General features: G+C 43.9%; 25 protein-coding genes. 21 read left to right on the top strand and 4 right to left on the bottom strand.

Annotation, left to right across the window (positions count from 1 at the left end; all coding sequences use genetic code 11):
- Positions 1 to 5 precede the first annotated feature (5 nt).
- The 3 genes from ACRRQV_RS03390 to ACRRQV_RS03380 all read right to left on the bottom strand — a co-directional run bounded on the left by ACRRQV_RS03390 (position 6) and on the right by ACRRQV_RS03380 (position 3,361).
- Positions 6 to 155 carry a hypothetical protein gene (locus ACRRQV_RS03390; RefSeq protein ID WP_432527623.1) on the bottom strand — a complete coding sequence of 50 codons (150 nt, stop codon included), beginning with the start codon at positions 153 to 155 and terminating at the stop codon, positions 6 to 8.
- A 138-nt stretch (positions 156 to 293) separates the two neighbouring features.
- Positions 294 to 2,087 (bottom strand): M3 family oligoendopeptidase, encoded by a 1,794-nt coding sequence (locus ACRRQV_RS03385; RefSeq protein ID WP_432527621.1) that lies wholly within the window; start codon positions 2,085 to 2,087, stop codon positions 294 to 296.
- A gap of 68 nt (positions 2,088 to 2,155) precedes the next feature.
- Positions 2,156 to 3,361 (bottom strand): MFS transporter, encoded by a 1,206-nt coding sequence (locus ACRRQV_RS03380; RefSeq protein WP_432527619.1) that lies wholly within the window; start codon positions 3,359 to 3,361, stop codon positions 2,156 to 2,158.
- A 383-nt stretch (positions 3,362 to 3,744) separates the two neighbouring features.
- Here ACRRQV_RS03380 and ACRRQV_RS03375 point away from each other — a divergent pair, with 383 nt between their 5' ends.
- The 4 genes from ACRRQV_RS03375 (at position 3,745) to ACRRQV_RS03360 (ending at position 6,809) form a co-directional block, all read left to right on the top strand.
- Positions 3,745 to 4,218: an HIT family protein gene (locus tag ACRRQV_RS03375; RefSeq protein ID WP_432527747.1), complete on the top strand. Its 474-nt coding sequence runs from the start codon at positions 3,745 to 3,747 to the stop codon at positions 4,216 to 4,218.
- 307 nt (positions 4,219 to 4,525) lie between these two features.
- A complete protein-coding gene (locus ACRRQV_RS03370; protein WP_432527617.1) occupies positions 4,526 to 5,095 on the top strand; it encodes a hypothetical protein in 570 nt (189 codons plus the stop codon).
- Positions 5,096 to 6,211 (top strand): MGDG synthase family glycosyltransferase, encoded by a 1,116-nt coding sequence (locus ACRRQV_RS03365; protein ID WP_432527615.1) that lies wholly within the window; start codon positions 5,096 to 5,098, stop codon positions 6,209 to 6,211.
- Positions 6,212 to 6,230: 19 nt separating this feature from the next.
- Entirely contained in the window at positions 6,231 to 6,809 is a 579-nt protein-coding gene (locus ACRRQV_RS03360) for a DedA family protein (RefSeq protein WP_432527613.1), read from the top strand.
- Here the strand turns inward: ACRRQV_RS03360 and ACRRQV_RS03355 are convergent.
- Positions 6,766 to 7,215 (bottom strand): DUF2809 domain-containing protein, encoded by a 450-nt coding sequence (locus ACRRQV_RS03355; RefSeq protein ID WP_432527611.1) that lies wholly within the window; start codon positions 7,213 to 7,215, stop codon positions 6,766 to 6,768. The genes ACRRQV_RS03360 and ACRRQV_RS03355 overlap by 44 nt on opposite strands.
- Positions 7,216 to 7,427: 212 nt before the next feature.
- Between ACRRQV_RS03355 and ACRRQV_RS03350 the strand changes: the two genes are divergently transcribed.
- From ACRRQV_RS03350 to ACRRQV_RS03270, 17 genes are all read left to right on the top strand, one after another.
- On the top strand, positions 7,428 to 8,297 hold the full coding sequence (locus ACRRQV_RS03350) for an HD domain-containing protein (protein WP_432527609.1): 870 nt from the start codon (positions 7,428 to 7,430) through the stop codon (positions 8,295 to 8,297).
- Between the two features lie 21 nt (positions 8,298 to 8,318).
- Entirely contained in the window at positions 8,319 to 9,314 is a 996-nt protein-coding gene (locus ACRRQV_RS03345; protein ID WP_432527607.1) for a macro domain-containing protein, read from the top strand.
- Between the two features lie 83 nt (positions 9,315 to 9,397).
- Positions 9,398 to 10,042, top strand: coding sequence for a vWA domain-containing protein (locus ACRRQV_RS03340; RefSeq protein WP_432527605.1), 645 nt, complete (start codon positions 9,398 to 9,400; stop codon positions 10,040 to 10,042).
- Between the two features lie 136 nt (positions 10,043 to 10,178).
- Positions 10,179 to 11,165, top strand: coding sequence for an aldo/keto reductase (locus ACRRQV_RS03335; RefSeq protein WP_432527745.1), 987 nt, complete (start codon positions 10,179 to 10,181; stop codon positions 11,163 to 11,165).
- A 127-nt stretch (positions 11,166 to 11,292) separates the two neighbouring features.
- On the top strand, positions 11,293 to 12,030 hold the full coding sequence (locus ACRRQV_RS03330; protein ID WP_432527603.1) for an SDR family oxidoreductase: 738 nt from the start codon (positions 11,293 to 11,295) through the stop codon (positions 12,028 to 12,030).
- 275 nt (positions 12,031 to 12,305) lie between these two features.
- Positions 12,306 to 12,449, top strand: coding sequence for a hypothetical protein (locus ACRRQV_RS03325; RefSeq protein WP_432527601.1), 144 nt, complete (start codon positions 12,306 to 12,308; stop codon positions 12,447 to 12,449).
- A complete protein-coding gene (locus ACRRQV_RS03320) occupies positions 12,446 to 12,619 on the top strand; it encodes a hypothetical protein (protein WP_432527599.1) in 174 nt (57 codons plus the stop codon). Before ACRRQV_RS03325 ends, ACRRQV_RS03320 begins: the two co-directional genes overlap by 4 nt.
- 276 nt (positions 12,620 to 12,895) lie before the next feature.
- Positions 12,896 to 13,495, top strand: coding sequence for a TetR/AcrR family transcriptional regulator (locus ACRRQV_RS03315; RefSeq protein WP_432527597.1), 600 nt, complete (start codon positions 12,896 to 12,898; stop codon positions 13,493 to 13,495).
- Positions 13,496 to 13,711: 216 nt separating this feature from the next.
- On the top strand, positions 13,712 to 14,215 hold the full coding sequence (locus tag ACRRQV_RS03310; RefSeq protein WP_432527595.1) for a DNA topology modulation protein: 504 nt from the start codon (positions 13,712 to 13,714) through the stop codon (positions 14,213 to 14,215).
- A gap of 483 nt (positions 14,216 to 14,698) precedes the next feature.
- A complete protein-coding gene (locus ACRRQV_RS03305; RefSeq protein WP_432527593.1) occupies positions 14,699 to 16,174 on the top strand; it encodes a PTS mannitol transporter subunit IICB in 1,476 nt (491 codons plus the stop codon).
- Between the two features lie 28 nt (positions 16,175 to 16,202).
- Positions 16,203 to 16,640 (top strand): PTS sugar transporter subunit IIA, encoded by a 438-nt coding sequence (locus tag ACRRQV_RS03300; RefSeq protein WP_432527591.1) that lies wholly within the window; start codon positions 16,203 to 16,205, stop codon positions 16,638 to 16,640.
- On the top strand, positions 16,641 to 17,792 hold the full coding sequence (locus ACRRQV_RS03295; protein WP_432527589.1) for a mannitol-1-phosphate 5-dehydrogenase: 1,152 nt from the start codon (positions 16,641 to 16,643) through the stop codon (positions 17,790 to 17,792).
- 427 nt (positions 17,793 to 18,219) lie between these two features.
- Positions 18,220 to 19,488, top strand: a complete 1,269-nt coding sequence (locus ACRRQV_RS03290) for an extracellular solute-binding protein (RefSeq protein WP_432527587.1) — start codon at positions 18,220 to 18,222, stop codon at positions 19,486 to 19,488.
- Positions 19,489 to 19,574: 86 nt separating this feature from the next.
- Positions 19,575 to 20,453, top strand: a complete 879-nt coding sequence (locus ACRRQV_RS03285) for a carbohydrate ABC transporter permease (RefSeq protein WP_432527585.1) — start codon at positions 19,575 to 19,577, stop codon at positions 20,451 to 20,453.
- Between the two features lie 12 nt (positions 20,454 to 20,465).
- Positions 20,466 to 21,296: a carbohydrate ABC transporter permease gene (locus tag ACRRQV_RS03280; protein WP_432527583.1), complete on the top strand. Its 831-nt coding sequence runs from the start codon at positions 20,466 to 20,468 to the stop codon at positions 21,294 to 21,296.
- A 181-nt stretch (positions 21,297 to 21,477) separates the two neighbouring features.
- The gene (locus ACRRQV_RS03275; RefSeq protein WP_432527581.1) at positions 21,478 to 22,416 is read left to right on the top strand and encodes an HNH endonuclease; all 939 of its coding nucleotides are present in this window, start codon (positions 21,478 to 21,480) and stop codon (positions 22,414 to 22,416) included.
- A gap of 240 nt (positions 22,417 to 22,656) precedes the next feature.
- Positions 22,657 to 24,678, top strand: a complete 2,022-nt coding sequence (locus tag ACRRQV_RS03270; protein WP_432527579.1) for a Na+/H+ antiporter — start codon at positions 22,657 to 22,659, stop codon at positions 24,676 to 24,678.
- Positions 24,679 to 24,689: the final 11 nt, after the last annotated feature.

Below are 24,689 nucleotides of genomic sequence, written 5' to 3'. Positions count from 1 at the left end.
AGGGTTCAGCAGCTTTTGTTTTCCTTCTTTTTTGAAGAAGTTCCCATCGAAACGCCTAAAGCAATTGCAATACATAAGTATACGATATTATCTAACGTTATCCACAAAACGAAAAATGGCAGTGCCATGGTCCAAGCATACTGTGGTTTATTCATTGTCCCATCTCCTTTTTTTCTTTTATATATTATTATACGGATGAATTGTCAGAAAGTTTCATGGTTCGGAAAGAAAAAGGAGTTTGACGCCGCGTGCAAAAGCAAAGGACGCATTTTCTCAGCTGTGCGTCCTTTGCTTTATGACTTCTTGATGAAAGACAGACGAATAAACTCTTCGACGTCTTTTGCGCAGTGGTCCATTCCTTTTTTCCAAAACGTTTTTTCGGTTATGTCTTCTCCAAGATGCTTCATCGCTAAATCTTCAATGGCCATGCTTCCTGAATCCCGAAGCAGCGCCAAGTATTTCGGTTCAAAATTTTTTCCTTCATCCAGCGCTTTCACATACAAACTGACCGAAAACAAATACCCGAAAGTATAAGGGAAGTTGTAGAACGGAGAGGACGTGATATAAAAATGCGGCGTCGACATCCAAGAACGTGAGGAAATAGAATCCATCGCCCCTTGATGCGCTTCGTTCATTGCATCGAACATCAATGTATTCAATTCGCCGGCAGAAAGAACGCCTTCTTTCCGTTTTTGGTAGAACCGTTCTTCAAACAAAAATCTGCCATGCAAGTTCATAAAATTCATGGCACTGCGTTTGATCTTTTCATCTAATAAAAACAACTTTTCTTCGGTTGTCGCAGCGTTTTCTATTGCGGCATTCAAAACGATCATTTCTGCGAAAGTTGATGCGGACTCGGCCATGCTGAGCGGATAATTGCGGTTCAGCCCGTTTACCGAGTTCATTGCGTAATTGTGAAAAGCATGGCCCAATTCATGAGTCAGCGTCAAGAGGCTGGTCATGGAACCATCGAATGTCATGAAAATCCGGGATTCTCCTGTCAGCGGAAAGCCTGCGCAGAAAGCGATGCTGGATTTATTTTTCCGCTTGGCCGATTCAACCCAGTTGTTGGCAAATGCGCTGCGTGCAAAAACTTCGAGCTTGGGACCGAAAGCCGCAAATTGGCGCAGCATGAAATCGATTCCTTCTTGGTAACCCACGCTCGGGTTTTTGTCATTGATGGGTGCCCAAAAATCATGCGAAAGCAACTTTTCTTTTCCCAATAACGCCGCTTTGTAATTCAAGTAGTCAACAAACGGCTGTTTATGCTCAAGAACTGCTTGCCACATGGCCTCGAGCGTTTCTGCTTTCATTCGATTGTCCTTTAACGGCATGGAAAGGGGGTGTTGGATTCCATGTTTTTGATCGGTTTGAATTCGGAAACCGACGATGCGATTTAAGATATGTGCCAGCAAATCTTCTTTTTTGGCCAATTCACTTTCTAAGGCAAGAAACGCCTTTTTACGGATTTCTTCATTGGGGTGAGAACGGTATCCAAGCGCTTGGCCAAACGAGCACTTTCTTTGTTTTCCGTTAATGGGAACAATTACGCGGATGTCCTCTAAAATCGAGCGGTAAAGCTGGCCCCAGGAATGAAAGCCGTCTACCGCCAACATAGCGATCAGCTCTTCTTCTTCGTCGGATAACTGCAAGGCAGCTTCGAGCTGCCATTGGGTCAAAACAAACGAATAGTCCTTTAAAGCGCTGCTTTGCAAAAACTCCTTATCAAGCTCAGAAACAATTTTTTGGAATTTCTGAAGAACAGTAGAAAAGCGGGCTTTAAGCTTTGTGCTGGTTCCTTGGAGAACTTTTGCGTGTTGGTTTGAGGGGTTTTCAGCAAGCAGACAGGTGGCGAAAGATGAGATTTGGGAAACTGCTTTTTGGAGCTCGCCGACTTTTTCCAATAGATTTGATAATTTATGGGTTTCTTCTATAGTGGTGAACTTAGAAACTGCAGCAAGCTGATTTTCCAATAAAGACAGTTCGGTTTCGATCCATTCACTTAGAGTTGCTAATTCTGTGGAATTGCCGCTTCCAGGGAAAATTGAATTCAAATCCCATTTTTTAAAATCGATTGTCTGTTTCATGCTATTCTCCTTTTCTTTATTGAAAGTTTCATGGAAACAGGCAGCCAGAAAAATCCGGCTGCCATTTTTTATTCGTGAACGGAATGCAGTGATTGAGCTTTTCCTTTAAAAGAAATTAAGCCGACCATTGCCAGCAAAAGTCCTGAAAAGAGAAAAGCGCTGCGAACACCAAACAGGTCAGCTAATATCCCCATTAGCAGAGAAGCGACACCAAACGTGCCGGTTCCGATCGCCCCAAGGGTCGTAAACACCATTGGCAAATGGTCTTTTGGAACGCTCGTTTGAACGAGTGTTTGCTGAGGTATGTTTTTCAGCTGGGCAAAAACACCGAGCAGCAATGACAAAATTAATGCGGCCCAAGGCAAACTCGTTAAACCGAATAAAACCGTTGCAAAGCAGGAGGCAACGGCCCCGAAAAAAACAAAGAAGCTAAAATTTTTGTCTACAATCGAAGAGAACTTCAAGCAAAACAGGCTGCCGCCGATCAAGCCCAAACTGAATGCCCCGTTAATATATCCCCACCACGCTTCGCCTGCATGCAAGACGTCGCTGACAAACACATAGAGAATGGCCGCAATCCAAACGGTTCCAGCGATTGTCTCGAAAAAGTCCATCCATGCAATGCGCTTTAATGTGGGCGTTTTCGAAACCGTATGCCAGCCCAGTTTCAACTGATCCCATTTCCCTATTGTGTTTGATGATGTAAATTCGGCTTTCACCAAAAATACAAGCAAGGCTCTTGAACAGAAAAACAAGCCCGCAGTCGCCCAAATCAATCCATTCGCTGAAGCAAGGACAAGCAATAAACTGCCGATAAACCACATAACCGTCTGAATCAACTGCGTGACGGTTTCCGTAATGCTGTTGGCTTTCAGCAATAGTTCATCATTGACGTAAACGGGCAATAACGATTTTGTCACAGGGGTGGCGCAACCATCTAAAAAAGCAATACAGGCAATGATGAAAAACACCGCGTAATATGTTGTAGATGTCATCGCTGGAAGCAATATTGCCAAGGTGATCATCAGGATGGTTTTTACAGTTTGTGAACCAGCCAACAACCCTTTTAAATTGAAACGTCCCATCAAAAGCGGCGTTAAAGCGTTTGAAACAAACATAGCAGTGGTGATCAGAAACGGCACAAAAGCAGCAGCTGTTGCTGAACCCGTTAAACGGAAAATGACGCTGATGACGCTGACAATATACAAAACATCGCCGATATTGGCGAGTGACTGCCCGGCCAACAGCAAGTGGAAATTCTTATTAAACTTCATGTGAAATCCCCCAAGTATTTATCTTTTTAAATAGCGATAAACAAGAGGAGATATCAGATTGGACGATTTGACACGCGCGTTGCTCCTTTCATAGAGGCGATAAATCTTGGAGGAAGTGATTCATCGAAAATTTCGATTATTATCATTATACTATAATGTTCTGGAAACAAAATGGCGTTTGTTGAAAAAAATGGATATAATTAATGCGTAACCCGACATATGGGAAGGAAAATTTGTGGCCTGATGAAATTCAACATATTATTTTTTTGGAGGCTGATTAAAGTCTCAGCAAGGCGAGTGGATAAAATGGAGTTTTTTGAAAACATTCTTGCTTTTAAACTTGAATAAATTCATTAGAGTACCGGTTTCTGCCGATATGCTGTATTAAAAATAAGGAGGCGAAATCATTGGAAGAAAACGAGAAATGCTTAGGCTGTGCATTAACATCGAAAAGCCTGCCCGTCCTTGTGGTATATGAAGATGACAATGTCTGTTGCTTTTTAGACCACGATCCATTTAACGAAGGACATACGTTGATTTTGCCGAAGCAGCATTATCATTATATCGATGAAATGGACGGAGAGACAATAAATTCCATCATGCACGCAACTCAACTAGTATCAAAAGCGATTAAGAACCTCTTTAACCCTGACGGCATAACGATTTGCCAAAATGGCGGCAAATTTGACGATCTGACTCATTTTCATATGCACGTGGTGCCTCGCTTTGAAAACCAGCCATTTGCTGAATTCTATACCGATGAGCCTTGGGAAAATGAGAAACTGAGAAACAAACTGCCTTTCACGCGTATTGAAATAGCGGAAGCCATTCAACACATGATGGAGCAAAAACTATAAATCCGTTTCACGTCGTTTGATCAGGTAAAGAGAATGAGATTTTTCATTCTCTTTTTTCATTTTGCTGCTAAAAAACTTCTATATAAGAACCCTGCTGCAGCAGGCGAGCTATGAACCTTTTGCAGATTTAAGCTTCAACAGAGTTACATTGATCTTGCTTGGCAACGTTTCTCACTCAAGTCTCCAAGTTTATAACTTTCTAAGCCTTAAGTCTTACAGCAAAAAAGCCCAGCGCCTGATGTGCCGGGAATTTGCTGCATGTACACTATTAGTATAGTTACAGCTTTGGACGGGAGGAGTTGGAGAAATGGAAGTATATATAGTCTTTACGGATACGAAGACGGCTTTCTCCAAATTGATTAAATTTTATACGCAGCATGCCTATAGCCATGTGTCGCTGTCGTTTGATCCGGGACTGGATCAAATGTACAGTTTTGGCCGAAAAGACGGCATGTCAGGGAGCAGCATCGGATTTGTCAAAGAGGACAAAAACATGAAATTGTTTCAGCGGGCGCATTGCGCAATAGCAAAATTCCCTGTCCCTGAGAAGAGCTATTATAAAATGCGCAAATGTATAAAGGACATGGAGAAAAATCAGGAACATTACAAGTACAATATGACGGGTTTGTTCGGCGTCGTGATGAAAAAAGAGCTTCAGCGCTCGAATGCCTATTTCTGCTCTCAGTTTGTTGCGGAAGTGCTCATGCAGGCAGGTTTGAACATTTCCGACAAACCGAGTGGACTTGTCATGCCGAGCGATCTTTATTCACTGGAGCAACTTGAATTCATTTATACTGGCGCATTGAACGCTTATCCTTTATTGGATTCTATCCCTTATGGCTACGAAGAAGAGCCACTTTTAATGGAGGCGCTGTAAATGAAAAAAATAGTGTTTTTTCCGCTGCTCAATAGCATGCCGTCGGGCCACCACCAAGTGGCAGATGCGTTGTGCGAGGTGTTGTCAAACGGCAAAGGTGACATCGAATGCAAGAAAATCGATTTGTTGAGCGAATGGAACCGGCATGTGGAAGCGGCGGCGGTCAATACGTATTTAAAATGGATCCGAAAGGCGCCGAACTCCTATGCATGGGTGTACCGCCAGCTCGCTTATAAACCCCAAAAAAACCACTCGTTCGGTTTTTACGAAGCGATGTTTTTAAAAAAGGTAGAGCGTATTGTAGAAACTGAGAATCCTGACTTGATCGTGTGCACGCACGGGTTTCCGTCGCTTTTTATCAATAAATTAAAAAGGGAAGGTAAATGCAGTGTGCCTTGCTTGAACGTCTATACGGATTTTTTCATGAACGATGTCTGGGGCAAGAGCCATATCGACTATCATTTTGTGCCGAACAACTCCATGCGGCTCGAACTGCAAAACGAGTTTCGTGTTCCAGCTGGCCGCATCATCATCACGGGCATTCCAGTCAGCCCGGTATTTGATGAGAATGCAAGTAAAAAAGGTGAAGACGATGACTTTACGATTATGGTTTCGGGCGGCAGCACAGGGTTAGGGAATATCGGAAAAATCATGGAAGCGGGAATCGGCCAACCAAGTTGCCGCTACGCCATTCTTTGCGGCACAAATCACCAATTGTACGAACACATTAAAAACAGGAACATTTCGTCCGTTGCACCTTATCCTTACATTGCCTCCAAAGACGAAATGAACCGCCTTTACAGCGAGGCGGACGCCATTGTCACAAAACCAGGCGGAGTGACGGTCAGCGAAGCGTTAAAAAAAGAAGTTCCCATTTTTATCTATTCCGCGCTTCCGGGGCAAGAAGAAATCAATTTGCGCTTTTTGGCTGAACAAGGCCTTGTGTTCAAAATTCCGCAAGACGCCAACTTGCCGGAATTTATTTGCGAAACTTTAAACAATAAAGACAAAATGAACGCATACCGCGAAGCCGTAAAACGCTTTAAAGATTCATTGGCTTTCTCCGACGCTTCGGCGATCGGCATATGGATTGAACAAGTTTTAGCAGCAGAGTAAGGGGGAAGGAGGTGCCGAAATGCTTGAAGCCATTCTCGGTTTTTTGGAATCCATTGGATTGATTGGGCTTTTTGCGGTCATTTTTATTGAAGGATCTTCTTTGCCTTTTCCCGGGGTTCTTGTCGTATTGGCATACGGCGGGCTCTTGAAAATGGACTTTTTGGATACGGCTTTGGTTTCGGCCGGGATGGCAGCCTTTTACAGTTTGGCTAGCCTTCTTCCTTATTATTTAGGAGACAAGATGGGGCAGCGGCTCCACAAAAAATTTCAAAACGGCATTAATCGGGCAGCCAAACTTTTTCGGCGCTACGGAATATGGAGCATTGCGCTATCGCGGCCGTTTGGCATCGGCAATTACATTTCCTATATGGCCGGGATGAGCCGCGTCGGCATTCGCACATACTTGGCGCTGACGTTTTCAGGAATTTTTCCGTGGTGTTTTGCCATTTTGTGGCTCGGCAATTACTTCAATGGCAACTACGAAGCGTTCCAGGCGTTTTACCACGAATTTCATTTTATCGTTTACAGCGCTGTTGCCTTTTTAGTGGCTGTTTTTATCGTTTTTTCCTCTCGAAAACAACTGGTACGTTCAAAATAAAAGGTACTGCTTTGTCCAAAGCGGCGGCAATCCCTATTCCTGCCGCATAGCGGAGCAAATCGATTAACAGAAAGCCGTGCCCTAAAATCAATGCCCCGACCGTCGTTTCGCGGAATTGATTGATCCACTCCGCTTGGTACAGCTGGCTGAACTCGACGCTGAAACAAAACAGCAGGCTAAGTGATGCTGCAAGGCGAATTTTCTTGTAAACCAGAAAAAATCGGCAGCCGAAATAAACCTTCATCGCCCAAAGTGCATCGCCGGCATGATCGGCTAAGAAAGTTGAAAGCGCCGAAGCATAAGCTCGAATGGCTAAGCCCGTCATCACGGCGAGCAGAGCAGCGGCCAAATAAATGGCACGTTTTTTATTGCCAGTTTGAATACGTATAGAAGATGGAGAAGCCAAGTGCATCCCTCTTTTTCGAAGATTTGTCTAAAAGTGTACGGGTCTTTCTTGCGGGAAGCAAGCAACAATAAAATCGGAAGCGGCAGTAGATCGCTTTACCAATGCTAGAATCCAATCCAGCCGGATCATGGCTGGTTTTAATTTTGAAAGCGTGTAATTCAGAATCTGTTACAATGGACACAACATCTTCTCGGATAAAGGAGTGGCCGTTTGTGAATAAGCTAATCGACAAAGCGCTGCAGTTTGCGGCAGTCAAGCACCATGGGCAGATGCGCAAAGGAACAAACATCCCGTATATCACCCATCCGGTTGCGGTGGCTTTAATGCTGCAAAAAGAAAAACAGAGGGATGAAGTTGTGGCTGCTGGCTTGCTTCATGATACGCTCGAAGACACCGAGGCAACCGAATCGGAACTGGAAGCACTTTTTGGCCTAGACGTCTTAAATCTTGTGAAAGCGGCTACAGAACCGGACAAATCCTTGCCTTGGGAAGAGCGGAAACTGCATACCGTCTCCCGGCTTTCTTTCAGGTCCACGGAAGAACTCCATCTTATTATTGCGGACAAATGGCATAATCTCCAGTCGATCAAAAACGACGTGGATAGATTGGGCGAAAGCGTCTGGTCCCGGTTCAACCGTGGCAAACGCGAGCAATCCTGGTACTATATGGGCATCGCCCACGCATTAAAAGCCAGAAAGAAAGAAGTGCCGCTCGTCCGGGAGTTTGAACGGGATGTGTTTCAGCTGTTTGTCGGGGTGGACAAGCTGGCTGAGGCAGACATTGAGCTGTTATTCCGCTGCGCGTTTTTAATTGATCCGTTTGACCGGCAAGAGCTGAAACACCGCGGACTTGAACGGTTTGCCGAAGAAATCAAAGCGAGTTCCCGCGCGCTTGTTAAGAAGGAAGATTACGAATCGATCAAGCCGCTTTGGAATTTTTTGCACTTAAAAGGCGTGGAATTTGAATGGACTGCCGAAGGGCCATTCATCATCCTGACTTTTTTGCAGGAATTAAAGGACCGGCTTGCCTGGTCAGATGAACAATTATACAAGCAGTATGTGAAGCACCATAACAAACTGTAACGAGAAAAGGAGAGGAAATTCATGCCTTTAGCAATTGTTCGCAATGACATCACCAAAATGAATTCAGATGCCATCGTCAACGCGGCGAATTCAGCGCTTCAAATGGGAGGCGGCGTATGCGGGGCGATTTTCCAGGCCGCGGGTGCACGTAAACTGCAAGCCGCATGCGATAAAATTGGCCATTGCCCGGCCGGGGAAGCGGTATTGACCGACGGGTTTGATTTGGATGCGAAATTCATCATCCATGCCGTTGGGCCGATCTGGCATGGAGGCGGACAAGGCGAAGAGCAGCTGCTGCGTGCTTGCTACAAGAATTCGCTGCAGCTTGCGCTTGAACATGGCTGCGAATCGATTGCGTTTCCGCTCATTTCCTCCGGCATTTACGGCTATCCGAAAGACCAGGCGCTGCACGTAGCGATGAATGAGATTGGGAAGTTTTTGATGGACCACGAAATGCAAGTGTATCTCGTCGTATTCGATGCAAAAGCGTTTGGGTTGAGCAGGAAACTCTTTAAAGAAATAGAAGCCTATATCGATGAACATTATGTCGATGAACAGGAAATGTCTTATTCGCGCAACCGAAAAATCATGGAGCAGGAATTGCGGATGCAGTCTGCCATGCAAAGCCCACTCGAAAGTTTGCAGGAAAAGAGCTTGACCGACATTCTCGGCCAAATAGATGAATCGTTTTCACGGCGTTTGCTTCGGTTTATCGACCAGAAAGGCATGACGGACGTGGATGCGTATAAAAAAGCGAACATCGACCGTAAGCTTTTTTCGAAAATCAAAAATTCGCCGGACTACACGCCGCTCAAAAAAACCATTGTCGCATTTGCCATCGCGTTGGAACTGGATTTAGATGAAACGAACGAATTGTTGAACACGGCAGGCTATGCCTTGTCCAACAGCCACAAATTCGATGTCATCATCAAGTATTTTATTGAAGAAAAGAACTACGATATTTTTGAAATCAATGAAGTGCTGTTTAGCTATGGGCAGCTGCTGCTCGGGGCATGAAATGTCGCTTGAGAGGCGACCTGTTCGATTGAAGAAAATCGTATCCTTAAGTTGTAAAGAACACACTTAAGGAGGACGACTGAATGACGAAAACAGAATTGGTATTCATACTCGATAAAAGCGGTTCGATGGCAGGGCTTGAGAGCGACACGATCGGCGGATTTAACGCCCTGCTTGCCAAACAGCAAAAAGAGCAAGGTGAAGCTACGGTGACGACGGTTTTATTCAACCACCAGTACGAATTGCTGCACGACCGCATACCGGTGAACAGCGTAACGCCCATGACAGAACGGGAATACGAAGTGGGTGGAACGACTGCGCTGCTGGATGCCATCGGGTCAACGATCCAAAAAATCGGCAACGCACAAAAGCGGACACGGGAACAAGACCGCGCCGGCAAAGTGATGATAGTCATCACGACGGACGGCTTGGAAAACGCCAGTTGTGAGTACACTCACGAAAAAATTAAAACGATGATTGCCAGCCAAAAAGAAAAGTACCAGTGGGAGTTTATCTTTTTAGGCGCAAATATTGATGCCGTGGCGACTGCAGGGAAATTTGGCATCGCTGAAGAGTTTGCAGTGAATTACCATGCAGATGAAGCAGGTACAGAGTTGAATTTCAACGTACTAAGCGAAACCGTCAGTTCGTTCCGGAAAGGCAAAAAAATCGACCGGAACTGGAAACAGAACATCGAAGCCGATTTCCAAGGGCGGAAACGGCAATAAATTTGGGAGAAGCCACATTTTGTTGTGGCTTTTTTTCTTGTCTATCGGATTTTAGGCGATTGAAAGGGGTATAGGGAAGCATGTGTTTTTTTAGGAAGGCTGCTTTAACATTATAAAAAGAAAGCGAGTGGACAAAATGCAGACACGAAAATTAGGAAGCCAAGGCTTGGAAGTTTCGGCAATCGGTTTGGGATGCATGGGCATGTCCGATTTTTACGGCGGCCGCGACGACAACGAATCGATCAAAACGCTGCATCATGCGATTGAAGAAGGCATTACGCTTCTGGATACGGCGGATATGTACGGAGTCGGTGCAAACGAAGAATTGGTGGGCCGCGCAATCAAAAACCGCCGCGACCGGGTAGTGCTTGCGACAAAATTTGGCAACGTCCGGGCAGAAGACGGATCGTTCCTCGGCATCAGTGGCCATCCGGATTACGTGAAACAAGCGTGCGACGCGAGCCTTCGGAGGTTGGGGGTCGACCACATCGACTTGTACTATCAGCACCGCGTAGATCCGAAAGTTCCAATCGAAGAAACCGTCGGCGCCATGAGCGATTTGGTGCAGGCCGGGAAAGTCCGCTATTTGGGTTTGTCGGAAGCGGGCGTCCAAACGATTCAAAAAGCCGCAGCCGTCCATCCGATTACCGCGCTGCAAACCGAATATTCGCTTTGGAGCCGGGATGTGGAGGATGAAATCTTGCCGGCAGTGCGCGAACTCGGCATCGGTTTTGTGCCATACAGCCCGCTCGGCCGCGGCTTTTTGACCGGCCAAATCAAATCGTTTGAAGACTTGGAAGAAGACGACTACCGCCGATTCTCGCCGCGCTTCCAAGGCGACAACTTCCAGAAAAACTTGGATTTGGTTAAAAAAGTGGAAGAAATGGCTGCGGAGAAAGAATGCAAACCCGCACAGTTGGCGCTAGCATGGCTGCTTGCGCAAGGAGAAGACATTGTGCCAATTCCGGGAACGAAGCGCATCAAGTATTTGGATGAAAATATCGGAGCGCTTGGTGTACAGTTGGAGCCGGATGATTTAGCACGGATCAATGATATCGCACCAAAAGGCGCTGCTGCTGGAACGCGGTATCCCGAAGCGGGGATGAAAGGCGTTAATTTATAACACTTTGGCTGCTCGGCAAGCAAAGTGCCTTATTTGGACAGTCAGAAGCAGCTAATAAGCGGCATTGCGACACGTGTTAGAATAAAAAGGAACCGACAATGGATAGAGAAACGGAGATGTTTGGATTATGGCAGCAAGCAAAACAGCAATTATCACGGGCGCAAGCAGCGGAATCGGGCAAGCGACCGCTAAAGAATTAGCAGGCAGAGGTTATCAAGTAATGCTCGCCGCGAGACGCGTTGAACGCTTGGAGGACTTGAAACAAGAAATCGAAGCGCTTGGCGGAAAAGCCGCGTATTTGGCAACAGATGTAACTTCTGCCGACCAAATGAACGCATTGGCGGAAGAAACGTTGAAACAATTTGGGCGCATTGATGTATTAGTGAACAACGCGGGCCTTATGCCGTTGTCGTTCTTGAACAAATTAAAAGTCGACGAATGGGACAAAATGATCGACGTGAACATTAAAGGTGTATTGTATGGAATCGCGGCAGTTCTTCCGCATATGGAACAGCAAAAAGAAGGCCACATTCTGAACATTTCCTCCGTAGCGGGACATTCGATTACACCGGGGAGCGCGGTCTACAGTGGCACGAAATTTGCGGTGCGGGCTATTTCCGAAGGGCTTCGCCAGGAAATCGATCCAGCGCTGAACATCCGTGTCACCATTGTCTCGCCGGGTGCAGTTGCGACGGAACTTGTCAATTCAATTACCGATGAAGACGTTTTGGAAGGCTTTAAGAGCGGTCCGGAAATGAAATTCCTGGAAGCGGAAGACATTGCACGCGCAATCGGCTATGCAGTTGAACAGCCTGATTATGTCGACGTCAACGAAATCTTGATCAGACCGCGGCAGCAGCCTTGATTAGAATAATTTTAAAAAGTGGGATTCCTTTTTTAGGGTTCCTGCTTTTTTTATGTGAAGAAAAAGGAAGGGGAGAGTTTGTCGCAATTCGCAGCTCGTTTGTCGTAATTCAAGTCGTGTATGTCGCAATTCGATGCGATTTAATCGTAACTCAGTGCGTATGTCGTAATTCGGCAAGCTTTGGTCGTAATTCACACTCTGTATGTCGTAACTCGTAAGCTGATGAAACTTTTTCTCCTTTTTCGGAAAAAAAGAAACGGAAGGGGAGGGGAGTAATGGACAAGCATCCAAAAATCAATGTCCCTAAGTCCAATTTTGAACGGGCGTTCGATGCTGAGGTGCTGCTTTTATTTTCCGTAATGCTCGTTTATCTTTTCAGCCAATATGGCGCTTTGCCGGATTGTTTCTTCTTCCGGTGATTGGAACAGTACTGTGGATTTTTATAAGCGTCATCGCGAAAATGCCGCATGCGTTCAATTTCCTCAACTTAACGGAGTCGAATGCGGAAGCGCATTACCCGAATGGACGGCTGAAGGTTAATGGGCTGAAAAACGAGTGCGTCATCTTATGTATCAAATCATTCAAATAGCTGGGAACGGGCAAATGGATTAGGGTCAGTTATATTGGCAAGAGTTTTAATAGTGATTCCGGGAAGTGTGGCGTTTTTCTTCATTCGCATACTGCGCTTTTAAGTTATTCGCTAAACTGTGAGTAACCCACAGTTATGAATTGTTATCCACAACGACTGAAAGTTATTAACTTTTTGACAATACAACTGTACTAAATAAAACGGGAGAGGAAAAATATTTTGATACAGTCGTATTAAAAAGACTGAATATTACTATTATTGTGATAACATAGAAGTATGCCAAAACTAATTGATTCTAATAAAAGAAAAGACTGGATTGCAGAAGCTGCCTGGAGAGTAATTTTAAAGCATGGGATTGAAGGGGCATCAGCGAGAAATATTGCGAAAGAGGCTGGATTGTCTTTAGGATCACTGCGTTATTATTTTACAACGCAAGAAGAATTGATGGAATATGCCAATAGGCTAATCTATGAAAGGATTACAAAGCGAGCCGATGAAATCTTTAAAAAAGACATCGATCCAAGAGAAAAAATTGTGCAGGTATTGTATGAGCTTATCCCAAAAGGCGGAGAGTTGGCCCAAGAAACTGAAGTGAGGTTAGCTTTTAAAGTTCATGCACTCCATACGAAAGCTTCGTATGCAGGTGATGAAGACGGGGTCTATATGGCTGTCAAAACCGTCATGTCCAATTTGGTGCTGCTAAATTTGTTGAAGAAGGAAACGAATCTGGCATTGGAGACAGAACGGCTTTATTCTTTTATGGACGGCTTGGCATTAGACAGCTTACTGAGACCTGAACATTTGGATGAAACTAAAATCGGAGAATTGCTCATCTATCATTTAAATACCATTTGCAAAGAAGAAACTAGAGGATAAGCAATACCTTTAGTTTCTTTTTCTGCAGTATACACTAATTTCGTATAGTTATGCACCATGAAATTAGTTTACATAATTATAATACTGAATAAAATATTCTTTTTTTTTGGCTATATACCAGTGTTTGTGAACTATGCTTATTTTGTTTTCGTTATAATGTTTAAATTGCTGACTTAGAAGAGAACTAAATTTTAATAAGAGAGAGGTGCCATATTAATGAAGAGAATTGCCATTATAGGATCGGTTGGATCAGGAAAATCCACTTTGGCTAGAAAACTGGGAAACAAACTGAATATCGAGGTGTTTCATTTAGACGCACTGTTTTGGAAAGCCGGATGGCAGGCAACTTCAAAAGAAGAACAGCGAAATGTGCAGATTAGATTGGTCGAACGGCAGCAGTGGATTATTGATGGCAACTACAACGGAACTATGGATATCCGGTTGAATGCAGCCGATACCATCATTTTTTTGGATTTTAATCGAATCCTTTGCACATACCGGATATTAAAACGAATGATCCGCTATCGAAATAAGCCCCGGCCAGATATGGCGGAAGGCATCAAAGAGCGGTTCGATGTGAATTTTGTAAAATGGGTATGGCGCTATCCGAAAACCAACCGCCCCCTTGTACTTAGCCGGATTGACCAATTAAAAGAAACAAAAACGATCATCGTGTTAAAAACTCCGCACCAAGCAAAACGGTTTCTGGATGCGCATTAATGTTGAATAAGAAAATTTCAATCGATTATTTAAGGGAATTTAACCTGTTAATTATTATAAAATTCAGAAAATAATAAAACCAAATTCATTGGGGATATGTTACTATTTATTTAAAAGCACAATTTAATGGGATTTGAGAATATTTAGGCTTTCCGATGAATAGTATTCTCTATGTGCAATTTGGAAACAAGAGGAGTATGATTTTATTTGTAGTAAAGGCTTCTATAAAAAGAGCTATTTTTTAGAGGATTTTACAATATTGGATTAAGCGGCAGTCAGAAGAGGTAGAAAGACTAAGTGGAGTTTTTTAGGTTTTGACGTCTCTGCTTAATTACATATATATAGAAGGGAGGGTTATCAAACTAGAAAATCCATAATAGGCGATTCTGTTTCCTTTCTTTCGGTTTTATGCAAGGAAATGACGTTCTGGCTATAGTTGTACATTGAAAACTAAATACATTTTTAAGAAGAGAGGGATATTACATGGCAGAAGCTACAACTCGCGCTAAAATTCAGCGTTTTGGTAGTTATTTAAGCGGAATGATTATGCCAAACATCGGGGCTTTTATCGCCTGGGGACTTATTACAGCTTTATTTATTCCAGATGGCTGGATTCCGAATGAAAAATTAGGGTCATTGGTTGGTCCAATGATTACGTATTTATTGCCATTGTTGATCGGTTTTACCGGTGGGCGTTTGGTTTATGATTTCCGAGGCGGTGTGCTTGGTGCGATTGCGACCATGGGGGTAATCGTCGGAGCAGATATTCCGATGTTCCTTGGCGCCATGATCATGGGACCTTTAGCCGGTTATTTAATGAAACTAATCGATGGTTTGTTCCAGCATCGCATCAGAACCGGTTTTGAAATGCTTTACAACAACTTCTCGGCCGGTATTCTTGGAGCGATCCTAGCAGGAATTTCCGTCTATTTCATCGGTCCGATTGTCACTTCGTTGACGAACGCTTTGGCGTCCGGCGTAGAAGTGATCGTAGATGCGGGATTGCTTCCGCTTGCGAGCATCATCATTGAGCCAGCCAAAATCTTGTTCTTGAACAACGCCATTAACCACGGTATATTGAGCCCGTTAGGCGTCGAGCAAGCAGCAGATGCCGGCAAATCGGTGTTGTTCTTGCTTGAAAGCAATCCGGGGCCAGGACTTGGGATTTTGCTTGCTTTTTCTATATTTGGAAAAGGCGTTTCCAAAAGTTCGGCTCCTGGAGCTGCGATTATCCAATTCTTGGGCGGGATTCACGAAATTTATTTCCCTTATGTTTTGATGAAACCAATGTTGATTCTTGCGGTAATTGCAGGCGGAATCAGCGGCGTCTTTACCTTTACGTTATTTGATGCAGGACTTGTGGCAACACCTTCACCGGGCAGTATTTTTGCGTTAATGGCTTTGACGCCTCAAGGCAATTACCCGGGCGTGATTTTAGGTGTTGTGATTGCGGCAGCTGTTTCTTTCGCAGTCGCTTCGGTCGTATTGAAAACAAGCAAAGCTGAAGAAGAAGATTTAGGTGCAGCTGCTGAAAGAATGCAAGAAATGAAAGGCAAGAAAAGCGATGCAACAGGTTATTTAACGCCTCAACCAGCTGCCGGCGTAATTGGCGAAGATACGGGCAGCCGCCAAGACGATAACACGCAGGCGGTCCAAGCAAAATCTGGAATAGCGGCAAGCGACATTCATAAAGTGGTTTTTGCGTGTGATGCAGGAATGGGCTCAAGTGCCATGGGAGCTTCTATTTTACGCAACAAGTTTAAGAAAGCTCAAATTGATATTCCAGTATCCAATACGGCGATCAACCAATTGCCTAGCGATGCAGATATAGTCGTGACGCATAAAGACTTGACCGAAAGAGCAAAAGCGAAGCTTCCGCAAGCGGAACACATTTCAGTGGAGAACTTCATGAACAGCCCTGAATACGACAAGCTCGCAGAGCGGTTGAAACAACAATAAGAGACTATGATTCAGGAGTGGTGAAAAAATGGCAAAAGCGGTATTAAGCAAAGAAAACATCAAGTTAAACGTAAATTTAAACAGCAAAGACGAAGCCATTCGCTATACTGGCGCTATTTTGGTAGACGGCGGCTATGTTGAATCTGTTTATGTCGACAAAATGTTTGAGCGGGAAGAAATGGCCACTACGTATATGGGCAATTTCCTGGCTATTCCCCACGGCACGGACGAAGCTAAAAAGAACGTATTGGAAACCGGCATTTCGGTCGTAACCGTTCCAAATGGCGTGGACTTCGGTGACGGCAACATTGCGAAAATTCTAATTGGCATCGCGGGCAAAGGCGATGAGCATTTGCAGATCCTCTCTAACATCGCCATTGTTTGCTCGGACGAAGACAATATCGACAAAATCTTGAATGCCAATTCCGAACAAGAAATTATGGACCTGTTTAGCGAGGTGCAGTAAATGCGAGCAGTTCATTTTGGAGCCGGCAATATTGGACGCGGTTTTATCGGCGCGCTCTTGTATAAATCCGGCTATGAAACCCTTTTTCTTGATGTTAACGAAACCGTCATTCAAGCATTGAATGACGATCAGGCATACGAAGTGACATTGGTTGGCACCGAACAGGAAATCATACCTGTGAGAAATGTCAGCGGCATTAACAGCAGCACCCATGCGGATTTGGCGGCGCAAGCTATCAGCGAAGCAGACTTGGTGACAGCTGCGGTTGGGCCGAACGTTTTGCCATATATCGCCGAATTGCTGGCGACAGGATTGAAATTAAGAATGCAAAAGAGCTCTGAAGCGCTAAATGTGATTGCGTGTGAAAACATGATCAACGGCAGCACGCTTTTGAAAAAACACGTGTACGGGTATTTTTCTGAAGAAGAAAAACAAACTGCCGATCAATTGATCGGTTTCCCTGATGCGGCGGTGGACCGGATTGTGCCCGATCAACGGCCGGGCCATCCATTAGCTGTTGCAGTTGAACCGTATTACGAATGGGTAGTCGAACAAACGGCGATCAAAGGAAAGCGGCCCGAAGTAGAAGGCATCACGTATGTGGATGATTTGAATCCATATATCGAACGCAAGCTCTTCACGGTGAACACAGGTCACACGGTCCCCGCTTATTTGGGCCATTTTAAAGGCTATCAAACCATCAACGAAGCCATGGCGGATGAAGAAATTGAACGAGTTCTTCAAGGAGCCCTAGCGGAAACAGGTGAAGTCGTGGTGCGCCAGCATAAATTTGACAATGCTGAACACGAAGCTTATATCCAAAAAATCATCGGCCGATTCCAAAATCCCTATATTTCGGATTTCGTCACACGTGTGGCTCGTGGTCCGATCCGCAAACTCGGCCATAACGACCGGCTGATCCGCCCGGCCAGCTTGTATATGCAGCTGACTGGCAAAGAACCCGTCAATCTGGCAACTGTTATTGCAGGGGTATTGTTGTACGAAAATGATCAAGATGATGAAGCACGCCGCCTTCAAGAACAAATTGCAGAACAAGGGTATGAAAGAACGCTGCAAAGTGTTTCTGGCCTTGATGCAAGTGATCCATTAATTGCAGTCGTGATGAAACAATTGCACGCTATGAAAAAATAAGACTAAAAAGACGATGCACCAGGCGAAAGCTTGGCGGCATCGTCTTTTTTAATGGCTAAAAGAATCTTTTATTAGCTTTTTCAAAGAACTTAGTCCCGGTATGCGGCTCAATCAGAAATGAAATGAATGAATTAGAGCTTACTGATACCACTCGTAAATTCTATGAGCTAGGAAACAGAGGCATGTGCCATAAATAAGGGCTGTCAGCGAAAATCCGCTCACAGTCTTTTTTGTTGGATTCAAAAAGAGAAGCACAATGCTGAGAATAAATTTGCTTTGTAAGTCTAATTATTATAATATTTAGAAAACAACAATTTTAGTTACCAAAACCTAGGGTTTTTGAGAGGAGGAAGCATTAAGCGCAATAATAAAGGCATTACCAATAACCTATGAAAAAGCTTTATATCTGAAAAGGGAGGTTAAATTTGTGAACAAAAAATTGTTATTATCGCTTTTAATTATCCTTTCAATGTTTTTAGCGGCATGTGGCGGAGGCGGTTCTGGAGATACAACGGCCGATGGCAAAACGAAAATAACCTTTATCAATGGCTTTACTGGCGGTGATGGGGATTACATGAAAAAGATAACGGCTGGATTTAATGAATCACAAGACAAATACGTAGTGGAAGAGTCGCAAGAAAAAGATCACTATACAAAATTTAAAACCGGAAATTATGATTTAGTGGTCATTCATACCGATCTTCTTGAAACCTATCGAAAAGATAATATGATACAAGATATCAGTCCGCTGATGGAAACGGCGGGAATCAGTCCAGACGATTTCCATCCAGTGGCAAAAGAGCAAGTCACGTTTGATAACGGTACTTTTGCGGTTCCTCTAGATATTCACCCGATGACTATGTTTTATAACAAAGCATTGGCTCCTGAAGCCCCAGCAACTTATGAAGACATGAAAGCTTTGTCCAGTTCGCTGCAAAGTGAAGATCCCAACCTATTTGCAACAGGCATTCCTAGTGCAGGGCTTGGCGAATGGTTTATCATGACAATGGCTGCACAAAATAATGTTAACTTAACTGATGGCGATCATATGAATTTTGCCCAAGAAGAATTTGCAGATGCATTAATGGTGTACCACGATATGATTTTCAAAGACAAGATCTCCCCTAAAGGCCTTGGGCTCGATGGAGAATTCCAAGCCTTTATGAAGCAAGTCGATAAAGGTGGAAGTGCAGTTCAAACTGCCACTGCCCTTACCGGACCGTGGTACTACCAAGCTGTTTTAGAAGCTTATGGCGATGATTTAGGAATTGCATCAGCTCCGCAGCTTGGCGATCAACCTGGAGTATACGGAGGCGGCCATACGATTGCATTGCCTGCTTCTGTAACGGATGAAACAAAAATAGCGGGAATTTCTGAATTTCTTAAATATATGTACGAACCGGAAAACTTGGCTAACTGGGCTGAAAGCGGACAAGCTCCAACTCATTTAGCGACCCTTGAACTCGTAGGGCAAGATGAAGAAAAATATCCATTGTCTGTTCAAAACGGCAAACAGTTTGATTCTTTTGTAGGTGCTCCAAAACTCTATCAGTACCGCGAACAAGTGCGCTATATGGTTGAGAACGTGTATCCGCAAATTGTAGGCGAAGAAGGGTTGACGAAAGAAAAATTAATGAGTGAATTGGAAAAAGCAACAGAGCAAGCCACTCAAATTGCGGAAACTGCCCCTCAATAAGTGGAGCAAAACTAACAGCACGGCATTTCATTGCTAAAAAGAATGGAATGCCGTTTTATCTTACCAATGGGGGTGTAAATTGAACTATGCGAATTTCTCGGACATGGTCCATATTAATGTATCTGCCGTTTCTCATTTGTTTTGTGTTGTTTTTAATTGTCCCATTGGTTTATGGCCTGTATATCAGCCTCCATCAATGGTCCATTTTTGCAGGTAATGGCGGTTTTGTCGGGCTTGACAATTACATATCGATTTTAACGCCGGGCAATGTGTACAGCAACGCTTTTTTCCTTGGATTAAAAAATACGCTGATTTTTGTAGCCATCAGCGTAATTCCGTTGCTTTTAATCAGTTTAGCGCTCGCGCTGCTTATCGATAGCATTCCAAAAAAATTGAAAGTTTTTTACCGGACCGTCTTTTTTATTTCTTATGCCGTTTCTGTCACTGCTGTGTCTGCCATTTTCAAGTGGCTTTTCACTGGAAATGGGGGCTATGTGAATAACGTTTTAAATAGTTTTGGGCTCGGCTCTCTCAACTGGCTAAATGAACAGCCGCATGCCTGGATTGCTATTTTAATCGCAACTGTCTGGTGGACGATCGGCTTTAACATGATTTTATTCATTAATGCACTTGATGAAGTGGACGCAAATCTCTACGAGGCGGCCGAGCTGGATGGCGCAAATTGGTGGGATAAATTTTCCAACATCACGTTTCCTTCTATTAAAGGCGTGTTTGTCTTTTTAGCGATCATCACGGTCATTGCTTCGTTCAATTTGTATGGCCAAACCTTATTGATGACGGCCGGAGGACCCGGGCAAAGCACCCAAACTTTGATAATGGTCATTCAGCAGATGGTTTTCAACCAAAACAATTTGGGCATGGGTTCAGCCATGGCAATGGTCATGGGGTTTGTGATGATGGCAATAGTGGCAGTTCAATATTTCTACTCATTCCGCAAAAGGTAAGGAGAGAAACCTATGAAAAAATCGAAAGGCAAAAATGCGGTGATCGTTTTCTTTGCTTCCATCATTGCCATTTTGTTTTTATTGCCCTTAATCTTTATGCTTTTCACTTCTTTTAAAGCACTAGCAGAAGCGATGTCGTCGTCTGCTTTGTTTCCGACAAGTTGGACCCTTGAAAATTACAGCAGTATTTTAGGGATTGGCGCCGAAGTTCCGGTTCTTCGCTGGTTGTTCAATACTGCCATCGTGACCGTAGCAGGAACCATATTGGTCGTTTTTGTTGACGTTCTAGCCGCGTACTCATTGGCTCGATTGAACTTGCCTGGAAAAAAGTTTTTCCTTAGCATCGTCATTGCATCGCTTACCATTCCAAGCATCATTACGCTTTTTCCGGCCTTTTATCTTTTCCGGCAGTTTGAATTAATCAATACGTATGCACCGCTGATTTTAATTTATTCCGCAAACACGATGGGGGTGTTTCTTATCTACAGTTTTTTAGTGAGTTTCCCGAAAGATCTCGAGGAAGCAGCGTTGATCGATGGCGCCTCGTTATGGCAAATTTTAAGGTTTGTCATTTTTCCGGCGATTAAACCGGTTGTGGCCACCTTATCGGTTCTCACATTTTTGACCATTTACAATGATTTCTTATGGCCGCTCGTTGTGACGAATACCGACGACATGAAGACCGTCACTGTCGGTGTAGCAAACTTGGTGCAAGGCGCCAATTTCGTAAACCCCGGCCGTATGATGGCGGCCACGTTAGTAGCCACATTGCCGGCGCTGATCATTTTCGTTGCCGCCAATAAGTACTTTGTAAGAAGTGTCATCAGCTCTGGCATCAAATGAGTTGAAACAATTGAATTCAGCATAAAGTGTGGACCTTACGGGGTACGCACTTTTTTTGCTTTCAAATTTTAAACCACAAAGATGAACGAGTGGCCAAATATAAGGTAAACTATTGGTATGGTCTTATATCCCGATTGAATTTCGGTATTTTTTACATAGTAACTCTATAGGAGGCAATCGAGTGAGCAGCTTTATCGTAATGCAAGGAGAAACCTATCAAGAAGAAAAAAAGAACGGCATTTTATGGTCGCCCCAAACTGACCGTTCCGGCATGGCGCAGCATTCATATAAACGATTAGAAGAAGTAAAAAAAGGCGATAAGATCTTTCATTATGTGAAAGGAGCAATTGTGGCGCTGAGCGTCGCTGTCGAAGATTGCAAAAAAGCCAAAAGGCCCTATCACGCAGAAAGCGAAAATGCAGAAGGCTATTTGGTCAAAGCCGAGTACAGAGAACTCGAGACACCGCTGCATGTAAGTGACTGCATCGATGACCTCGTTTCGTTGCTGCCCGTGAAGTATTCCGCTTTCCAAGAAGACGGCAGCGGAAATCCCGGCTACTTGTATCCGTGCAACGAAGAATTGACGCTGCAATTGCTTGAAGGAATCAGCTTGTTGAATGTCTACATCCCGGACGTTGAGCAATTGGAATTGGCAATGGAAGTGGTACGGACGACGGAGCATCATCCATTAATCATGCTAATAGCTGAAACCGTTCTTGAGACACGGACAAAAATGGAACGAAGAGAAATCTCTTTCCATCAGCGGGTAGCTCCGCTGTGGGACCATCAATGCGCCGTATGCGGAATTGATCAGGAAGTGTTGTTAAAAGCGAGTCCTGCAAAACCATGGAAAGACTGCACTGGCCTAGAACGGATGGATCCGCGTAATGGGATTTTATTATGCCGCAACCATGATGCTTTGTATACTAATGGGTTGATAACGGTGAATGCAAACGGCAAGCTGCAAGTTGCAGCAAAATTGGCGGAACAAGAAGAATCCGTTTATCTGCTGCCAAAAAAATTAAAAATCGTGGTAGATCCTGGAACCAAGCCGTATTTTAAATGGCATAAAAAACACGTCTTCATTGATAAACGGAAAACTGTCGCACCTCTTCTGTAATTTAGCGGCAAAGGCATATGCCGAATAGGCGCAAACAAAACCAACCGGCAACTTTTTAAAAAAAGAGCCGTTAAAAGCTACCTTTCAACTTTTTCTTGTTGAAACGCAGCTTTTTTTGCGCGAAAAAATAGGGCCGCTAATCAAATAAACTGTCCCAATTATGACGTATCAGCCTAAAAAATGGGTATAGGGAAGAAAGGAAAACAAGCGTTGCTTATTCCTGCAGATGGGAGAACTTCTATGGACTTGCTTATCATTATTTTATTACTGCTGGTGTGTTTATTAATTTCAAATATCGTCAGCCATTATACACCTTTTATACCGACAGCATTGATTCAAGTGGCATTGGGTATTATTTTAGTTTTAATTTTTGAGGATTTATCGTTTGAAATAGAAACAGAATGGTTCTTGCTGCTGTTTATTGCGCCTCTTTTATATAACGATGGCCGGCATTTCCCTCGTGAAGAATTGTGGAAAATGAGAGGGCCAATTTTGGGGAATGCGGTCATACTCGTAGTGCTGACGATGCTTGGAGGCGGTTATTTTATCCATTGGCTTATCCCGGCTATTCCGTTAGCTGCCTGTTTCGCCTTGGCAGCGATTTTGTCGCCAACCGATCCTGTCGCTGTAAACGGCATTGCAAAACGCATTCATATTCCGGAAAAAGTATTGAATTTGGTTCGAGGCGAATCGTTGATCAACGATGCATCAGGGCTGGTTGCATTCAATTATGCGGTAGCAGCTGTGGTCACGGGTTATTTTTCATTAAGCGAAGCTGTATGGGACTTCTCCTATAAGTTTGTGGCAGGTGCTGTATTGGGGCTCATTTTAGCCCTGGTGATCATTTGGGTGCGGTTATTGCTGCGCAAACAAGGAATCAATGACGTCACTTTTTTTACCTTGCTTCAAGTGATGACGCCTTTTTTGATATTTATTGTGACAGAAGACATGCTTCATGCTTCTGGCGTTATTGCGGTAGTGGTAGCTGGGATTGTTCATTCCTTGATACGGGAACGGACTGAGACCCTTATTGCTGAAGAGCAAGTATTGACTGAGAATATTTGGACCATTATTTTATTTATCCTAAATGGAATAGTTTTCCTGCTGTTGGGATTGAATATTCCTTCCTCTATGAGCGGAATTTTGGAGAGTGCAGATTCTCGCATTTGGACGATTTTAGGTTATGTGATTGCTTTAGGAATTGTCATCTTGGGGATTCGATTTGTTTGGGCGTATTTGTTTTCTATTTACGAATATCGCTTCAGCAAAGGAGAAGACACAGGCAAACCCAATTTAAAAACAACGCTTTTTGTCAGTTTGACTGGTGTGCGCGGTACAGTGACGATGGTCGGGGTACTGTCGCTTCCGTTGGTATTGGAAAGCGGCGAAGATTTTCCGAACCGGTCGTTGATCCTCTTTTTGGCAGCGGGAACCATTTTATTTACATTGATTTTGGCTACCGTCCTGTTGCCGTTGTTAAGCAAAGGCATGCTGAATGAAGGAGAAGGCGAAGATTTTCTCGATATCGAAGAAGCAAGAAGAAGAGTGCTGTTGGCGTCGATTCGCACGCTTAAAGAAGAAATGAACGAAGAAAACGAGCCGGTTGCCTATGAATTGATTAATGAATATCGGCTGCGTCTTCAACAGCTTCATCCAGATGATGAAAAGGCCCATAAAATCAATCGGAAACTTAGAAAGATCCGCTTGGCGGGGTTAGAAGCTGAAAGAAATTTCATCGAAGAAGCAAAGCGTACTTACGAAATTGATCCGGATATTCACGAAGCATTCGAGAAATCCATGAATCGCCGGGAAGACGCCATCTCGAAAAACATGCGTTCGTTTACTTTCTACATGCATGGAAAATTGATTCGGGCATGGAAGCGGTTTAGAGGGCAGTATATTAAAGATGAAGAAACGCGCCTTGTCAAAGTCCAAACCGGAAAAGACCTTCAAGTAAAAGCGCTGGAAGCTGCAGTCGGCCATTTAGAAGAAATGGCTGAAAAAGAAGAGCAAAAAGAACCTGTGGAAACGGTCATTGCCGAATACAGACGAATGATCAGCGGGCTTAAAAAGCCGGAATCGTTTTACAACGAACAATACGACCTCCAAAAAGAAGAACTGCGCATTCTTGTCATGGACAAAGGCCGCGCTGAAATATTAAAATTGTACAACGAAGAGGACATTACGCGGGATCAGGCAAAAGAACTGAGAAGGTACGTCAACTACTTGGAAAGTGTCACTATTCATGACCAAATTGAATAAGGGTATATTAG

The organism is Planococcus sp. YIM B11945 (assembly GCF_050864155.1).
Classification (GTDB): domain Bacteria; phylum Bacillota; class Bacilli; order Bacillales_A; family Planococcaceae; genus Planococcus.
Note: the sequence above shows the minus strand (reverse complement) of the source record. Positions and strands in the feature narration are given on the sequence as shown.

Bases quoted from the DNA above. Each gene is read 5' to 3' on its own strand.
- ACRRQV_RS03390 (WP_432527623.1), bottom strand. From the start codon at position 155: ATGAATAAACCACAGTATGCTTGGACCATGGCACTGCCATTTTTCGTT.
- ACRRQV_RS03385 (WP_432527621.1), bottom strand. From the start codon at position 2,087: ATGAAACAGACAATCGATTTTAAAAAATGGGATTTGAATTCAATTTTC.
- ACRRQV_RS03380 (WP_432527619.1), bottom strand. From the start codon at position 3,361: ATGAAGTTTAATAAGAATTTCCACTTGCTGTTGGCCGGGCAGTCACTC.
- ACRRQV_RS03370 (WP_432527617.1), top strand. From the start codon at position 4,526: ATGGAAGTATATATAGTCTTTACGGATACGAAGACGGCTTTCTCCAAA.
- ACRRQV_RS03365 (WP_432527615.1), top strand. From the start codon at position 5,096: ATGAAAAAAATAGTGTTTTTTCCGCTGCTCAATAGCATGCCGTCGGGC.
- ACRRQV_RS03360 (WP_432527613.1), top strand. From the start codon at position 6,231: ATGCTTGAAGCCATTCTCGGTTTTTTGGAATCCATTGGATTGATTGGG.
- ACRRQV_RS03345 (WP_432527607.1), top strand. From the start codon at position 8,319: ATGCCTTTAGCAATTGTTCGCAATGACATCACCAAAATGAATTCAGAT.
- ACRRQV_RS03340 (WP_432527605.1), top strand. From the start codon at position 9,398: ATGACGAAAACAGAATTGGTATTCATACTCGATAAAAGCGGTTCGATG.
- ACRRQV_RS03335 (WP_432527745.1), top strand. From the start codon at position 10,179: ATGCAGACACGAAAATTAGGAAGCCAAGGCTTGGAAGTTTCGGCAATC.
- ACRRQV_RS03330 (WP_432527603.1), top strand. From the start codon at position 11,293: ATGGCAGCAAGCAAAACAGCAATTATCACGGGCGCAAGCAGCGGAATC.
- ACRRQV_RS03325 (WP_432527601.1), top strand. From the start codon at position 12,306: ATGGACAAGCATCCAAAAATCAATGTCCCTAAGTCCAATTTTGAACGG.
- ACRRQV_RS03315 (WP_432527597.1), top strand. From the start codon at position 12,896: ATGCCAAAACTAATTGATTCTAATAAAAGAAAAGACTGGATTGCAGAA.
- ACRRQV_RS03310 (WP_432527595.1), top strand. From the start codon at position 13,712: ATGAAGAGAATTGCCATTATAGGATCGGTTGGATCAGGAAAATCCACT.
- ACRRQV_RS03305 (WP_432527593.1), top strand. From the start codon at position 14,699: ATGGCAGAAGCTACAACTCGCGCTAAAATTCAGCGTTTTGGTAGTTAT.
- ACRRQV_RS03300 (WP_432527591.1), top strand. From the start codon at position 16,203: ATGGCAAAAGCGGTATTAAGCAAAGAAAACATCAAGTTAAACGTAAAT.
- ACRRQV_RS03295 (WP_432527589.1), top strand. From the start codon at position 16,641: ATGCGAGCAGTTCATTTTGGAGCCGGCAATATTGGACGCGGTTTTATC.
- ACRRQV_RS03285 (WP_432527585.1), top strand. From the start codon at position 19,575: ATGCGAATTTCTCGGACATGGTCCATATTAATGTATCTGCCGTTTCTC.
- ACRRQV_RS03280 (WP_432527583.1), top strand. From the start codon at position 20,466: ATGAAAAAATCGAAAGGCAAAAATGCGGTGATCGTTTTCTTTGCTTCC.
- ACRRQV_RS03270 (WP_432527579.1), top strand. From the start codon at position 22,657: ATGGACTTGCTTATCATTATTTTATTACTGCTGGTGTGTTTATTAATT.